General features: G+C 66.6%; 13 protein-coding genes and 1 pseudogene. 5 read left to right on the top strand and 9 right to left on the bottom strand.

Translation table 11 applies throughout. The features are described 5' to 3' along the window. A pseudogene (locus X946_RS36500) lies at window positions 1–202 on the bottom strand (hypothetical protein); the annotation flags it as partial. A gap of 12 nt (window positions 203–214) precedes the next feature. Then, entirely contained in the window at window positions 215–913 is a 699-nt protein-coding gene (locus X946_RS29140; RefSeq protein WP_038755409.1) for a phosphatase PAP2 family protein, read from the bottom strand. A 250-nt stretch (window positions 914–1163) separates the two neighbouring features. Here X946_RS29140 and X946_RS29135 point away from each other — a divergent pair, with 250 nt between their 5' ends. Both X946_RS29135 and X946_RS29130 read left to right on the top strand, forming a co-directional pair. After that, a complete protein-coding gene (locus X946_RS29135; protein WP_038755407.1) occupies window positions 1164–2312 on the top strand; it encodes an extracellular catalytic domain type 1 short-chain-length polyhydroxyalkanoate depolymerase in 1149 nt (382 codons plus the stop codon). A 97-nt stretch (window positions 2313–2409) separates the two neighbouring features. Next, entirely contained in the window at window positions 2410–2568 is a 159-nt protein-coding gene (locus tag X946_RS29130) for a DUF3563 family protein (RefSeq protein ID WP_038755405.1), read from the top strand. 116 nt (window positions 2569–2684) lie between these two features. On the opposite strand, the gene X946_RS29125 is transcribed toward X946_RS29130, so the two are convergent. The 5 genes from X946_RS29125 to X946_RS29100 form a co-directional block, all read right to left on the bottom strand. Then, complete coding sequence (locus X946_RS29125; protein ID WP_038755403.1) at window positions 2685–3104, bottom strand: organic hydroperoxide resistance protein; 420 nt, start codon at window positions 3102–3104, stop codon at window positions 2685–2687. Between the two features lie 159 nt (window positions 3105–3263). Then, on the bottom strand, window positions 3264–3716 hold the full coding sequence (locus X946_RS29120) for a MarR family winged helix-turn-helix transcriptional regulator (RefSeq protein WP_038755401.1): 453 nt from the start codon (window positions 3714–3716) through the stop codon (window positions 3264–3266). A gap of 497 nt (window positions 3717–4213) precedes the next feature. Continuing rightward, a complete protein-coding gene (locus X946_RS29110) occupies window positions 4214–5023 on the bottom strand; it encodes a BPSS1780 family membrane protein (RefSeq protein WP_038755397.1) in 810 nt (269 codons plus the stop codon). After that, window positions 5014–6009: a homoserine kinase gene (locus tag X946_RS29105; protein WP_038755394.1), complete on the bottom strand. Its 996-nt coding sequence runs from the start codon at window positions 6007–6009 to the stop codon at window positions 5014–5016. The genes X946_RS29110 and X946_RS29105 overlap by 10 nt, the downstream gene beginning before the upstream one ends. 96 nt (window positions 6010–6105) lie before the next feature. Next, window positions 6106–6504, bottom strand: a complete 399-nt coding sequence (locus tag X946_RS29100; protein WP_038755411.1) for a hypothetical protein — start codon at window positions 6502–6504, stop codon at window positions 6106–6108. A 156-nt stretch (window positions 6505–6660) separates the two neighbouring features. On the opposite strand from X946_RS29100, the gene X946_RS29095 reads away from it, so the two are divergent. Continuing rightward, on the top strand, window positions 6661–8187 hold the full coding sequence (locus X946_RS29095; RefSeq protein WP_038755393.1) for an AMP nucleosidase: 1527 nt from the start codon (window positions 6661–6663) through the stop codon (window positions 8185–8187). Between the two features lie 233 nt (window positions 8188–8420). On the opposite strand, the gene X946_RS29090 is transcribed toward X946_RS29095, so the two are convergent. Together X946_RS29090 and X946_RS29085 are read right to left on the bottom strand one after the other, a co-directional pair. Further along, window positions 8421–8705, bottom strand: coding sequence for a hypothetical protein (locus X946_RS29090; protein WP_038755391.1), 285 nt, complete (start codon window positions 8703–8705; stop codon window positions 8421–8423). 430 nt (window positions 8706–9135) lie between these two features. Further along, window positions 9136–9885: a TIGR00730 family Rossman fold protein gene (locus X946_RS29085; RefSeq protein ID WP_038755390.1), complete on the bottom strand. Its 750-nt coding sequence runs from the start codon at window positions 9883–9885 to the stop codon at window positions 9136–9138. A gap of 1 nt (window position 9886) precedes the next feature. Here X946_RS29085 and polA point away from each other — a divergent pair, with 1 nt between their 5' ends. Both polA and X946_RS29075 read left to right on the top strand, forming a co-directional pair. Continuing rightward, window positions 9887–12658: a DNA polymerase I gene (polA, locus tag X946_RS29080; RefSeq protein WP_038755389.1), complete on the top strand. Its 2772-nt coding sequence runs from the start codon at window positions 9887–9889 to the stop codon at window positions 12656–12658. Window positions 12659–12952: 294 nt separating this feature from the next. After that, a complete protein-coding gene (locus X946_RS29075) occupies window positions 12953–14326 on the top strand; it encodes an NAD(P)/FAD-dependent oxidoreductase (protein WP_038755388.1) in 1374 nt (457 codons plus the stop codon). Window positions 14327–14481: the final 155 nt, after the last annotated feature.

The raw sequence follows: 14481 nt of genomic DNA, 5'->3' as shown, positions 1-14481 counted from the left end.
CGGCGAACCGGCGAACCGGCGAACCGGCGAACCGGCGAACCGGCGAACCGGCGAACCGGCGAACCGGCGAACCGGCGAACCGGCGAACCGAAGAACCGAAGAACCGAAGAACCGAAGAACCGAAGAACCGAAGAACCGAAGAACCGAAGAACCGAAGAACCGAAGAACCGAGCCGGCAGCCCGGCAGCCCCGCACGGCGCAACCCGCGCTCGCGTTACACGTGTTCGACGATCGCGGGCAAGCCGAGCGTCTGCTGCTGGGCCGGCCGCGACGCGGGCCGGTAGTTCGGATTCGCCTTCCAGCGCGCCCGCACGTACGGGCGTTCATGGCCGGAAAGATGCAGCGCGACCGCGGTCACCCACCGATGCGACGGCACGGTAACGCCGTGCAGCGCGATCGTGACGGCCACGAGGCTCGTCGCGACGGCGGGCGCGGACCAGCGGTGCGGCATCGCGCGCCATGAGCCGGCGATGAACGACATCGCGGCGACCGCGCCGATGACGCAGCCCGTCACCGCCTCGGACGGCGAATGCGCATCGAGCGCGACGCGCGACAGTCCGACGGCGACGCCCGCCGCGAGCCCGACGATGATCCCGCCGATGCGCACGACGGGTTTCGCGCGGGCGAGCGCGAGGAACATCGCGACCGGATAGACTGACGTCGACAGCATCGCGTGGCCGCTAAAGCCCGTGAAATCCCACGCGCGCACGCCGATGCCCCAGCCGAGGAACGCGATCTTCGTGAGCGCGACGACGCCGATCGCGATGCCGAGCACGGCGAGCCATGCGGCGGCGCGACGAAGCGAATAGCCGAGCGCGAGCCAGACGGCGATCGTGACGGCGAGGGGCAGTGTCAGGCCGGCACCGCCTAGGGCGGTGATCGAGATCCACAGACGGGGCGGCAAATCGAACATCGGAAGCTGCGGGCGGATACGGGGAATGCGGGATACTTGCTTAACGCATGAGCCGTGAATAGCGACTACAACGAAGACAAGCGCGAGCGCCCAGTATACCGGTCGTCGCGGGCCGCGCTCCGTTCGGACGCCGGCAGGGAACTATCGGGTGTCAGGATAAATCCCAGAAATAGTGCTATTGTGCATTGCACAATCCTGAATGGTCGCGCCCACTGCGGCGTCCCTAATTTCTGACTGCGAGCCCCGACCGATGACCAAAAGTCTGACGAAATTCTGGCTGGGCGGTGTGAAACGCATGCTGCACTTGCCGAACGCGCGCACGCCGAAGTCCGCCGCGCCCGAGTCCGTATTGATGGCGGCCCAAAAGATGGCGGCCGACTGGCCGTTCGCCGATTCGATTTCCACTGCGGCTGCCGTCGCGATGCCCGTCGAGCCGGCCCCGCCCGTCGCGCGCGAATCGCGCGTTCGGCCGCGCGCCGCCGCATGGGCGGCCGGTGAATGGACCCGTGCCGACCACCCGCTGCCGCCCGCGTTCGGGCGCTTCGTCAAGCATCTCGAATATGGGCTGTACGTGCCGCCCGGCGCGGATACGGACGGCCTGCCGCTCGTCGTGATGCTGCACGGCTGCAAGCAGGACATGGATCAGTTCGCGCAAGGCACGCGGATGAACCTGCTCGCGGATCGGCACGGCTTCGCCGTGATCTATCCGGAGCAGTCGCTCAACGCGCACGCGCACGGCTGCTGGCACTGGTACGACGACACCGCGCGCGGCGGGCGCGGCGAGGCGCAAGCGGTCGTCGCGCTCGTCGACACGCTCGTTACCGAGCGGGGCTTCGACGCGTCGCGCGTGTACGCGGCCGGCCTGTCGGCGGGGGCTGGACTCGTGTCGCTGCTCTCGCTGCACTTTCCGCAGCGTTTTGCCGCCGTGGCGCTCCACTCGGGGCCCGCGTTCGGCGACGCGCATTCCGGGATCACCGCGATGGACGTGATGCGCCGCGGCCTGCATCGCCATCCCGCCGTCGTCACTGACGCGCTCGTCGCGCCGGGCTCGCATCCGGGGATGCCGGCCCTCATCGTGCACGGCGACGACGATCGCGTCGTCGCGCCGAAGAATGCAGACGAACTCGCGGTCCAGTTCCTGCGGCTGAATGGCCTCGCGAACGCCGAAGGCGAACCGGCCGCCGTCGAGCGCGTCGAGACGAGCGCGGCGGACGCCCGCACGATCGATTATCGTCGCGACGGCGAGTCCGTCGTGCGCCTCTGCCGGGTCCACGGCCTTGCGCACGCGTGGGCGGGCGGCGACGACAGCGTGCCGTTTCACTCGGCGGCCGGCCCGGACGCGAGCGAGTTGATTTGGTCCTTTTTTGCGTCGCGCACGCGGGCGGTTGTCGCGTCGTAACGACGCACGATTCGAGAACGGCTGGAGTCGGCTCGGGGTTTTCCCTATAATGCGGGTAAATACCTAAGTGAAAGCCCTTGGATTGGAGTGACCGATCATGTACCTGTTGAGCCGCCTGTTCCTGTTTCTGACGAAGTCGCCCGAACAACGCGCGAAGGAGCGCGCCGATGCGTATCTCGCCGGCGCATCCGATCTGTATGACCTCGAATTCCGTATGCGCAAGCTTGATCGCGAAGCCGCACTCGAACGCTCGTGATTTCGCGTTAAGCGCGTACTAAATTTATACGCATAAAGTTGTAAAGTCGAAGAGGGCGCGCCGGCTCGATGGCCGGCGCGCCCTCTTTGTCATTTCGGCGCGTGCGCACCGCGGCGTCAAGCGACGACGAGGCGTACCGCGACGTTGTTGCGCGTCGCGTTCGAATACGGGCACACCTGGTGCGCGCGATCGACGATTGCCTTCGCGGTCGCCACATCAAGGCCGGGCAGCGCGACGCGCAGCTCGACGTCCAGCGCAAATCCGCCTTCCTCGTTCGGGCCGATGCCCACTTCCGCGGTGACGGTCGTATCTGCGGGCAACGTCTGCTTGCTTTGGCCCGCCACATACTTCATTGCGCTCAGGAAGCATGCGGAATAGCCTGCGGCGAACAGCTGCTCGGGATTCGTGCCGTCCGCGCCCGTACCGCCGAGTTCTCGCGGCGCGGCAAGCTTCACGTCGAGCTTCTGGTCTTGGGACGTCGCGCGGCCGTCACGGCCGCCGGTGCTGGTTGCTGCCGTCTTGTACAGAATGTTCATGCTGGACTCCTGTGTCGTGAGAGAAATGGGCCTCGGCGAATCGGGAAGCGCGGGCCACGGCATAAATATAGTTCGCTAATCATTAGTGTGCAAATTATTTTTTTAGGGCGTGACTTACCGGGCAGAGCGCGGGCAGAGCGCGGGCAGAGCGACAGTCGATCAGGCGTCGCTGGCGTCCGTCAGCGCTTGCCGCAGCCGCGTCAGATCTTCGCGCAGCCGGATCAGGAAATCGGGCGTCTGGCGCATCGCGCAAAACAGCTCGGCGGGCACGGATCGGGCCTTTTGCTTCAGCGCGGCGCCTTCTGCGGTGAGCCGCGCGTGGACGATCCGCTCATCGTTCGTGTCGCGCACCCGCTCGATGTAGCCGAGCGCCTCCAGGCGCTTGAGGAGGGGCGTGACCGTCGCGGGATCGAGGCTGAGCCGGGCGGCGATGTCCTTGACGGCCATGTCGTCGGATTCCCACAGCACGAGCATCGCGAGGTACTGCGGATACGTGAGCGCGAGCTTGTCGAGAAGCGGTTTGTAAGCCTTCGTCATCGCGAGCGACGTCGAATAGAGCGCGAAGCAGAGCTGGTCGTCGAGCGTGAGCGGGAAGGTTGGCGAATCGTTCATGATGGAGTTTTGGTAAAGCACAAAAGATTTGTATGCAAATGATTTTGCGCCTAACTGCGACGATTGGCGAGAGGCGCCGAGCGCTCAAGAAGGGGATGAATCGAAAAGGGGATGAATCGATGGTCGACGACGAAGAGGGCGGCGAACTTGGCCGCGACTTCGTTGGCGTAAGGCCGGCCCGGCAAGGCGTCGCGGCGACACCGGCGCCGGAGGCCGAATCGGCGGGGCGCGCGAGGGGTGCCAGGTAGCAGCGAAAGGTCGAAAGAAGAATCGGAGAGCGTGCTCTATGGCTAGCGGTGCCTATGTGTCTCGCTTCGGCGACGAAGCGGCACCGGATGCCCGACGCCAGGCAGGCAGCGATCTTCACTCGTGCGCTGCGTGAACGCCGCTTTCTCCGTCGAAGCATCCGCCGCGTGTGCGCCGGCGATTCCGAACCGCGCGACGACACGCGAAACGCGCGTGCATCGGCGCGGCCGCGCCGCTCCCGCTTGCGGCGATTACCGGGAAGAATCCGGCAGTGTCGGCGCGCCCGGCTCCTGCACGCCGTAGCAGCCGCGATAGGTTGCGTAGAACGAGCAGTAGAGCATCGCCGTGATGACGATCGATGCCGGCATCATTACCGTGAGCGCGTACGCGCTGGCGCCGAGCGCCTGCATCAGCGCGGCGAGCCCGAACGACACGCCGAGCGCGACCGCGAACCACAGCAGCCCGTAGACGGTGAACGCCCCCTTGTTGCGCCAGCAGCTCACGATGCTGAAAAACAGCGCCTTCATCGGCGGAACGTCGTGCCATGCGGTCAGCACCGGGGCGAACCAGAACATCATCGCGACCGGCACGTACAGCGTGGCCGCGATCAGTACCGCGACGGCGACGCCCGGCGACGCGAGCGCTTCCGATTCGAGGTTCTCGGCGCCTAGGCCGAACATGATCTTCAGCAGCGTGCCGCCGTCGCCGAGCGACGAGCAAGCGAACACGAGCGCCATCGACACGATATAGATTCCGCCGAGCGCGAGGAGCCGCTGCGTGACGACGGGGCCGTATGAGCGGAAGCCGTCGATCAGGATCGTCGGCAGCACCTGCTTGCCGGCGATCGTATCGCGGCACGCCGCCATGAAGCCGACCGCGATGCCGGGAATGAACAGGAGCGGCAGCGCCGCGCCGATCACCGGCACGAGCGACACCAGCATCATCGCGAGCAGGTACGTGAAGAACAGCGTGACGAACGCGAGCGGATTGCGCCGGAACAGCCAGATGCCCTGGCGGAACCACACGTAGCCGGTCTTGGCGGAGACTTCGATCAGTTGCATGCGTGGGTCTCGGGGAGCGTGCCCGCGTGCGCGATGCGCTCGCGCAGGATGCGTTCGAAATGGCCCGGGTCGTGCGGCTTGAGCATCTGCGCGGCGCGGGGAAGATGGAAATCATACAGGCGCGACACCCAGAAGCGGTACGCGCCCGCGCGCAGCATGTCGCCCCAGTGGCGGCGCTCGCCGGCCGTGAACGGACGCACCGTCTGGTATGCGCGCAGCAGCGCGTCGGCGCGTGCGGCGTCGAGCGCGCCGCTCGAGAGGTCGACGCACCAGTCGTTGACCGTCACGGCGACGTCGAACAGCCACTTGTCGCAGCCGGCGAAGTAGAAATCGAAGAAGCCGCCGAGCCGCACCGTGTGGCCGGTGTCCGCATCCGCGTGCGCGAAGAGCGCGTTGTCGCGGAACAGGTCGCAATGGCAGGGGCCTTCGGGCAGCGCCGCGTAGTCGTCCGATGCGAAGAACGCGGCCTGGTGCGCGAGCTCGCTTTCCAGCAGCGCGCGCTGCTCGCCGGTGATGAGCGGCGCGATCTCGGGCACCGTCTCGCGCCACCACGACAGGCTGCGCAGGTTCGGCTGATGCCGCGGATAGTCGCGGCCGGCGAGGTGCATGCGCGCGAGCATCTGGCCGACTTCGACGCAGTGCTCGACGCTCGGCGCGAGCTCCGCCGCGCCCTCGAGCTTGGTGACGATCGCGGCCGGCTTGCCGTGCAGCTCGCCGAACAGCGCGCCGTCGTCGCGCGCGACGGGAGCGGGCACGGGCACGCCGTGCTTCGCGAGATGGCTCATCAAGTCGATGTAGAACGGCAACTGCGCGGCCGTCAGATTCTCGAAGATCGTGAGCACGTATTCGCCGCGCGTCGTCGTCAGGAAGAAGTTGCTGTTCTCGATGCCGGACGGGATGCCGCGGAACGCGACAACGTCGCCGAGATCGTAGTGGCGCATCCAGAGTGCGAGGTCAGCGTCGGAAACTGCGGTGAAAACGGCCATGCAAGAGACGTCGGATCGGGTTGGCGTGCCGGCGGCGCGCCGGTGTCGCAAAAAGGGCGGAAGAGGAGCCGGCGCCGCGGGGCGCCGGCGGTGGCGTCAGTAGTGCAAGTTGACCGACGGCAGGCGCGTGATCGGCACGCCCGCGTCGTGCGGACGCGGAGACGTGTCGGGCGACGCGCTCATCTGATATCGGGTGCCGAAATTCGATTTCACGTTGATCTCGACCGGCTTGCCGCGATCGCGGTATTCGGTGACTTCGGTGCCGTTCTTGCTTTTTTCGTGAAAGCTCGGCGTGCGTCGCACGTCGTTGAAATCGACCTTCGACGTCACTTCGGCGCCCGGGCGGTTGATCTGCGCGAGATCGGGCAGCCCGGCCGCCTCGTTGGCCGCGGCCTGGGCCTTTGCGTCGGCGGCCGCTTGAGCGGCGTCGGCGGCGTAGGCGGGGCCGCCGAGAGCGAGTGCCGTCAGGGCGGCGGCGAAAAGGAGCGGCTTCATCGTGTTTCTCCCAGTGAACCATTGGATTTTAGCAAATACCGGCGTCGTGCCGATGCCGTTCGTCGATGCGCGGCCGGCCTTGCGGCCGCGAAGGGCATCGGCCGCGCGCGCGGGTTCCGTGGTAATGTCGAAGCGATCTTGAAGAGGCATTGCTACATGAAGAACGATCCCAATCGCCGTTCCCGGATGCACATGCCGGGCAGTCCGTCCGTCGAAGCGTTCGATGACCCGATCGCCGCCGTCGCGCGGCTCTCCGAGATCTACGAGACGAACACCGCGTTCCTGCGAGACGCGTTTGCGCGCTACCGCCGCAACGACTCGTTCGACGAGCGCGTGCGCGCATGCTATCCGTTCGTGCGCATCCGCACCGACGTCAACACGCACGTCGATTCGCGCCGCTCGTACGGCTTCGTCGCGGGCCCGGGCGTGTTCGAGACGACCGTCACGCGCCCGGATCTGTTCGCGAGCTACTACCGCGAGCAACTGCGCCTGCTCGCGAAGAACCATCATGTGCGGATCGAAGTGGGCGTGTCGACGCAGCCGATTCCGGTTCACTTCGCGTTTTCCGAAGGAATCCATCTCGAAGGCGAGCTCGACCGCGACCGCCTCGTCGCGATGCGCGACGTGTTCGATACGCCGGATCTCACTTACCTCGACGACCGGATCGTCAACGGCACGTACGAGCCCGCGCCGGGCGAGCCGCACCCGCTCGCGCTCTTCACGGCCGCGCGCGTCGATTTCTCGCTGCATCGGCTGCGCCACTACACGGCGACGCTGCCGACGCATTTCCAGAACTACGTGCTCTACACGAACTACCAGTTCTACATCGACGAATTCGTGAAGCTCGGCCGCGCGATGATGTCGGAGAGCGACGATCCGCAAGTGCGTGCGTACCGCAGCGAATACACGGCGTTCGTCGAGCCGGGCGACGTGATCACGTACAACGCGAACCTCGGCGACGAGGCGACCGAAGGCACGCCGCCGCCGCGCGGGCCGCAGATGCCCGCATATCACCTGAAGCGCGCGGACGGCAGCGGGATCACGATGATCAACATCGGCGTGGGGCCGTCGAACGCGAAGACGATCACCGATCACATCGCGGTGCTGCGTCCGCACGCATGGGTGATGCTCGGCCACTGCGCGGGGCTGCGCAACACGCAGCGCCTCGGCGATTACGTGCTCGCGCACGGCTATGTCCGCGAGGATCACGTGCTCGACGCCGATCTGCCGCTGTGGGTGCCGATCCCGGCGCTCGCCGAGGTGCAGGTCGCGCTCGAGCGCGCGGTCGCGCAGGTCACGCAGCTCGAAGGCGTCGAGCTCAAGCGCGTGATGCGCACGGGCACCGTCGCGAGCGTCGACAACCGCAACTGGGAATTGCGCGATCATCGCGAGCCGGTGCAGCGGCTGTCGCAGAGCCGCGCGATCGCGCTCGACATGGAAAGCGCGACGATCGCCGCGAACGGCTTCCGCTTCCGCGTGCCGTACGGGACGCTCTTGTGTGTGTCGGACAAACCGCTGCACGGCGAGCTGAAGCTGCCTGGGATGGCCGATCAGTTCTATCGCGCGCAGGTCGATCAGCATTTGCAGATCGGCGTGAAGGCGATGGAGATTCTTCGCACGAACGGGCTCGACCGGTTGCATAGCCGCAAGCTGCGCAGCTTTGCGGAAGTGGCGTTTCAGTAACGCGCCACGGCGGCGGCGCGGGGCTGCGGCGATCGCACGAAACACGACGAGGCCGCCCATGATCGATTCATGGACGGCCTCGTCGGGAACATAGTCAGCCTAACTGAAACAGCCCGATCGGTTCGCACCGATCGGGCTGTTTCGTTTCGCATCGGCGGGCTGCGTCGACGGCGGCCGCCGATGGTCTTCGCGCGGCGGCGTCGCGCCGCGCGGCGCGATTCAGGCGCGGCGCATCAGCACTCGCCCTTCTTCGCGTGCCCCGGCGGGCAGAAGCCGCGGTGACGGTGATGCTCTTCCCACTCGCGGCGTTCCCAATAGCGGTGGCCGTCCCAGTAGCGGTCGCCGTGCCAGCCGACGACGACGGCGGGCGCGGGGGCGACAATGACGGGCGCGGGTGCCGGCGCGACCACGACGGGCGCGGGCGTGCCGATGTTGACGTCGACGTTTACGGCGTGCGCCGCGCCGGACAGCGCGATGCCGATACCGGTCAATGCAAAGGCGATCAACGAGCGTTTCATGTTTTTTTCCTCACGAGTTGAGACGAGCGTCCGTTCCGACGTGTGCGGGCTTCGAGCCCCGAACCCGCCGCGTCCGTTCCGACGGACACGCTGCAGGACGAAGTGTGGCGGCGTGGCGGATTAATTGGCGTGTGGATTTGTAACGGTGCGTTCGCGCACGGTTCGCGTGGCTGGATGCGGCTAGAGCGTCGCTTGACAATTCGATTGACGCACGCGTCGATCCACGGCGCGTCGCGCGCCGAATTTGACATTTACCCTGCGGTCCGCGAAATGAGCGGTTACGAAGTGCGCGGCGTGCCGCGTTCCGCTCGCCGGTTTTCGATCGCGGCAACGCACAAGAAAAAACGGGCGGGCGCCTGATCGGCCCCGCCCGTGCGCGTGTGGCGATGCGCGCCGCGCGCGCCGCAACGGCATGCGGCGCGCGCGTTCGTCACAGATAGAACATCCGGTCCTCTTCCGGCCGCGGCGGGTGCGCCTCCTCGGCCTCCTCGCCGCGATCCTCGTAGAACGCGAGCACCGCTTCGAGCACCTGATCCGGATCGTCGATCACCTTCATCAGGTTCATGTCGTCCGGATTGATGAGGCCCATCGGGATCATCTGGTCGCGGAACCATTGCAGCAGGCCGCTCCAGAATTCGCTGCCGACGAGCACGATCGGCACGAGGCGCGATTTCTTCGTCTGAATCAGCGTGAGCACTTCGGACAGCTCATCGAGCGTGCCGAAGCCGCCCGGCATCACGATCACCGCGTCCGAGTTCTTCACGAACGTGACCTTGCGCGTGAAGAAGTGGCGGAAGCGCAGCGAGATGTCCTGGAAGTGGTTGCCGGCCTGCTCGTGCGGCAGCTCGATGTTCAGGCCGACGGACGGCGCCTTGCCCGCGTGCGCGCCCTTGTTCGCCGCTTCCATGATGCCCGGGCCGCCGCCGGAGATCACGGCGAAGCCCGCGTCGGACAGCTTGCGCGCGATCTGCACGGCGAGCTTGTAGTGCGGCGAATCCGGCTTCAGACGCGCGGAACCATAGATACTGACGGCAGGGCGGATCTCGGACAGGTACTCGGTCGCCTCGATAAACTCTGCCATAATCGTGAACATCTGCCACGAAGCGCGGGCCTTCTTCGCCGTAGCGCGTTCTTGATCTGCGAGCGAACGCAGACTCGGAATCACTTTTCTCTTATTCATAATGCCTGAAGAACGAAATCTGGAAGGTAAGACCCTGCTATTGGTTGATGGTTCAAGCTATCTGTATCGGGCTTACCATGCGATGCCTGATTTGCGCGGCCCTGGCGGGGAGCCGACCGGAGCGCTCTACGGAATCATCAATATGCTGCGCCGCATGCGCAAGGATGTCAGTGCAGAGTATAGCGCGTGCGTGTTCGACGCAAAGGGCAAAACCTTCCGCGATGATCTGTACGCCGAATACAAGGCGCACCGCCCGCCGATGCCGCCCGATCTCGCGCTGCAGATCGAGCCGATCCACGCGGCGGTGCGTGCGCTCGGCTGGCCGCTCCTGATGATCGAGGGCGTCGAGGCCGACGACGTGATCGGCACGCTCGCCAAGCAGGCCGAGCGGCGCGGGATGCAGGTGATCGTGTCGACGGGCGACAAGGATCTCGCGCAACTCGTCACCGATCGCGTCACGCTGATCAACACGATGACGAACGAGGCGCTCGATCGCGACGGCGTGCTCGCGAAATTCGGCGTGCCGCCGGAACTGATCGTCGATTACCTGTCGCTGATCGGCGACACCGTCGACAACGTGCCGGGCGTCGAGAAGTGCGGCCCGAAGACGGCCGTCAAATGGCTGACGCAGTACGGCTCGCTCGACGGCGTCGTCGAGCACGCGGGCGAGATCAAGGGCGTCGTCGGCGACAACCTGCGCCGCGCGACGGATTTCCTGCCGCTCGCGCGCAAGCTCGTGACGGTCGAGACCGCATGCGGTCTCGCGCCGCACGTCGAATCGATCGAGACGTCGCTCGCGACCGAAGGCGAAGGCCGCGAAGCGCTGCGCGACATCTTCGCGACTTACGGCTTCAAGACCTGGCTGCGCGAGCTCGACAGCGAGCCCGCCGCAAACGGCGCGGGCGCGGCGGCGGGCGCGGTGCAGGACCCGGCGGGCGGCGCGACGGCCGAGCTGCCGCTCGCCGCCGCGCGCGACTATGCGACCGTGCAGACATGGGAGCAGTTCGACGCGTGGCTCGCGAAAATCTCGGCCGCCGGGCTGACCGCATTCGATACCGAGACGACTTCGCTCGATCCGATGCTCGCGCAGATCGTCGGCCTGTCGTTCTCGGTGGAGCCGGGGCAGGCCGCGTACGTGCCGCTCGCGCATCGCGGGCCGGATCTGCCCGCCCAGTTGCCGCGCGACGACGTGCTCGCGAAACTGAAGCCGTGGCTCGAGGATGCAGGCAAGAAAAAGCTCGGCCAGCATCTGAAGTACGACGCGCAGGTGCTCGCGAATTACGGGATCGCGCTGAACGGCATCGAGCACGACACGCTGCTCGAATCGTACGTGCTCGAATCGCACCGCACGCACGACATGGACAGCCTCGCGCTGCGCCATCTCGGCGTGAAGACGATCAAGTACGAGGACGTCGCGGGCAAGGGCGCGCAGCAGATCGGCTTCGACGAAGTGCCGCTCGACAAGGCGTCCGAGTACGCGGCCGAGGACGCGGACGTCACGCTGCAACTGCATCACGCGCTGTATCCGCAGATCGCGCGCGAGCCGGGGCTTGCGCGCGTGTATCGCGACATCGAGATGCCGGTGTCGCTCGTGCTGCGCAAGATGGAGCGCACGGGCGTGCTGATCGACAGCGACCGGCTGAGCCGGCAGAGCAGCGAGATCGCGACGCGGCTCGTCGAGCTCGAGCAGGGCGCGTATGCGCTCGCGGGCGGCGAATTCAATCTCGGCTCGCCGAAGCAGATCGGCCAGATCTTCTTCGAGCGGCTGCAACTGCCCGTCGTCAAGAAAACGCCGAGCGGTGCGCCGTCGACCGACGAAGAGGTGCTGCAGAAACTCGCGGAAGACTATCCGCTGCCGAAGCTGCTGCTCGAGCATCGCGGCCTATCGAAGCTGAAGTCGACCTACACCGACAAGCTGCCGCGGATGGTCAATCCGAACACGGGCCGCGTGCATACGAATTACGCGCAGGCGGTGGCGGTCACGGGGCGGCTCGCGTCGAACGATCCGAACCTGCAGAACATCCCGGTGCGCACGCCCGAAGGGCGGCGCATCCGCGAGGCGTTCATCGCGGCGCCGGGCTGCAAGATCGTGTCGGCCGACTATTCGCAGATCGAGTTGCGCATCATGGCGCACATCTCGGAGGACGATTCGCTGCTGCGCGCGTTCGCGCAAGGCGAGGACATCCATCGCGCGACCGCGGCCGAGGTGTTCGGCGTGACGCCGCTCGAAGTGACGTCCGATCAGCGGCGCATCGCGAAGGTGATCAACTTCGGCCTGATCTATGGGATGAGCTCGTTCGGCCTCGCATCGAACCTCGGCATCACGCGCGACGCGGCGAAGCTCTACATCGACCGCTACTTCCTTCGCTATCCGGGCGTCGCGCGCTACATGGAAGAGACGCGCGCGCGCGCGAAGGAGAAGGGCTACGTCGAAACCGTGTTCGGCCGCCGCCTGTGGCTGCCCGAGATCAACGGCGGCAACGGCCCGCGCCGTCAGGCCGCCGAGCGCGCGGCGATCAACGCGCCGATGCAGGGCACGGCCGCCGACCTGATCAAGCTGTCGATGATCGCGGTCGACGATTGGCTCGAGCGCGGCGGCTTCGGCGCGCGGATGATCATGCAGGTGCACGACGAACTCGTGCTCGAGGTGCCGGAGAGCGAACTGTCGGTCGTGCGCGAGAAGCTGCCCGAGATGATGTGCGGCGTCGCGAAGCTGAAGGTGCCGCTCGTCGCCGAAGTCGGCGTCGGCGAGAACTGGGAAGAGGCGCACTGACGCGCGGCGCTCGCGTCGCGGGTATGCGCCGTGCATCGCGCACGGTGCGTACCGTTTCCATCGTGCCGCCCACGGTTTCCTTCGCGCCCGATTCGTTTTGAGCGCTTGCGGCCGTCACACAAACTCCGTGACAATGCAGACACAGGCGCCGCCGCATTCGTGCCGCACGGATGCGCGACGCCGAGGCGCTCGCGTGCCTGAAGTGTCCGAACTAGTTAGGATGTCGATTGGCGGCGAATGCAGTCGCGCTCGCCGCCTTGACCGCAAGCAGTCTCGAATCGTAAGGGGAATCGGATGCATCGTTTCATCATCGTCGGCGGCGGCGCGGGCGGACTCGAACTGGCGACCCGCCTCGGGGACCGCTATGGCGCGCGCGGCAACCGGCCCGCGCGCGCGCTCGTGACGCTCGTCGATCGTTACCCGACCCATATCTGGAAGCCCCTGCTGCACGAAGTGGCGGCGGGCAGCATGGACCCGTTCACGCAGGAGCTCGAATACGCGGCGCAGGCGCGCTGGCACGGCTTCGAATTCCATCAGGGCGAGCTGATCGCGCTCGACCGCGCGTCGCGGCGCGTGACGCTCGCGCCCGTTGCCGACAATGACGGCGCCGAGCTGCTGCCGCAGCGCGAGCTCGAGTACGACACGCTCGTCATCGCGATTGGCAGCACGACGCATTATTTCGGTGTGCAGGGCGCGCAGGAGCATTCGATCGCGCTCGATACGGTCGCGGAGGCAGAGCGGTTCCGCAAGCGCCTGATCGCGGCATGCATGCGCGCCGAGCACCAGCCCGCCGAGCCCATCGCGCAAACCGTTTCCGCGACGGATTCCGCGGACCCGGCAGATCCGGTGGACGCGGGCGCGCCGCGCATCCAGGTCGCGATCGTCGGCGGCGGCGCGACGGGCGTCGAGCTGTCGGCGGAACTGCGCAACACCGCGCAGGTGTTGTCCGCGTATGGGCTGCATAAGCTCGATCCGCGGCACGACGTCGGCATCGTGCTGATCGAATCGGGGCCGCGCATCCTGCCGGCGTTGCAGGAGCGCGTGTCGACGGCGACCGCCGAACTGCTCGAGAAGCTCGGCGTGCGCCTGATGCTCGGCGAGCGCGTGACCGAAGTCGCGCCGGGCGTCGTACGCACCGCGAGCGGCAAGAGCGTGCGGGCGGACTTGACGGTGTGGGCGGCGGGCATCAAGGCGCCGTCGGTGCTCGCGAAGCTCGACGGCCTCGAGGTGAACAAGCTTGGTCAACTGACCGTGCGCCGCACACTTCAAACCGAGACCGATCCGAACGTGTTCGCGCTTGGCGACTGCGCGGGTTGCGTGTGGCCGGGGCACGACCGCAACGTGCCGCCGCGCGCGCAGGCCGCGCACCAGCAGGCGAGCTTCATGCTGCGCGCGCTCGGTTGCCGGCTCGAGGGCCGGCCGCTGCCGGAATTCACTTATCGCGATTTCGGCTCGCTCGTGTCGCTCGGGCACTTCAGCGCGGTCGGCAATCTGATGGGCGGGTTGATCGGCGGCAATATGTTGATCGAAGGGCTCTTTGCGCGCTTCATGTACATGTCGCTGTATCGGCTGCATGTCGCGGCGCTGCACGGCTACCCGCGGATGGTGCTCGACACGATCGCGCATTGGCTGCGGCGCTCGACGCTGCCGCGCGTGAAGTTGCACTAGCGGAGCGAGACTGCGAGCGGCGGCGTGGCGAGAGGATGCTGACGCCTGCCGCTAGTCGTTCGACGTTCGACGTTCGACGTTCGACGTTCGACGTTCGACGTTCGACGTTCGACGTTCGACGTTCGACGTTCGACGTTCGACGTTCGACGTTCGAC

The organism is Burkholderia sp. ABCPW 111 (genome assembly GCF_000773065.1).
Lineage (GTDB): Bacteria > Pseudomonadota > Gammaproteobacteria > Burkholderiales > Burkholderiaceae > Burkholderia > Burkholderia savannae.
The sequence above is the reverse complement of the archived record's forward strand: the minus strand, read 5'-3'. Positions and strand labels throughout refer to the sequence as shown.

Coding starts and splice junctions, on each gene's coding strand:
- X946_RS29140 (WP_038755409.1), bottom strand. CDS start 913: ATGTTCGATTTGCCGCCCCGTCTGTGGATCTCGATCACCGCCCTAGGC.
- X946_RS29135 (WP_038755407.1), top strand. CDS start 1,164: ATGACCAAAAGTCTGACGAAATTCTGGCTGGGCGGTGTGAAACGCATG.
- X946_RS29130 (WP_038755405.1), top strand. CDS start 2,410: ATGTACCTGTTGAGCCGCCTGTTCCTGTTTCTGACGAAGTCGCCCGAA.
- X946_RS29125 (WP_038755403.1), bottom strand. CDS start 3,104: ATGAACATTCTGTACAAGACGGCAGCAACCAGCACCGGCGGCCGTGAC.
- X946_RS29120 (WP_038755401.1), bottom strand. CDS start 3,716: ATGAACGATTCGCCAACCTTCCCGCTCACGCTCGACGACCAGCTCTGC.
- X946_RS29110 (WP_038755397.1), bottom strand. CDS start 5,023: ATGCAACTGATCGAAGTCTCCGCCAAGACCGGCTACGTGTGGTTCCGC.
- X946_RS29105 (WP_038755394.1), bottom strand. CDS start 6,009: ATGGCCGTTTTCACCGCAGTTTCCGACGCTGACCTCGCACTCTGGATG.
- X946_RS29100 (WP_038755411.1), bottom strand. CDS start 6,504: ATGAAGCCGCTCCTTTTCGCCGCCGCCCTGACGGCACTCGCTCTCGGC.
- X946_RS29095 (WP_038755393.1), top strand. CDS start 6,661: ATGAAGAACGATCCCAATCGCCGTTCCCGGATGCACATGCCGGGCAGT.
- X946_RS29090 (WP_038755391.1), bottom strand. CDS start 8,705: ATGAAACGCTCGTTGATCGCCTTTGCATTGACCGGTATCGGCATCGCG.
- X946_RS29085 (WP_038755390.1), bottom strand. CDS start 9,885: ATGAATAAGAGAAAAGTGATTCCGAGTCTGCGTTCGCTCGCAGATCAA.
- polA (WP_038755389.1), top strand. CDS start 9,887: ATGCCTGAAGAACGAAATCTGGAAGGTAAGACCCTGCTATTGGTTGAT.
- X946_RS29075 (WP_038755388.1), top strand. CDS start 12,953: ATGCATCGTTTCATCATCGTCGGCGGCGGCGCGGGCGGACTCGAACTG.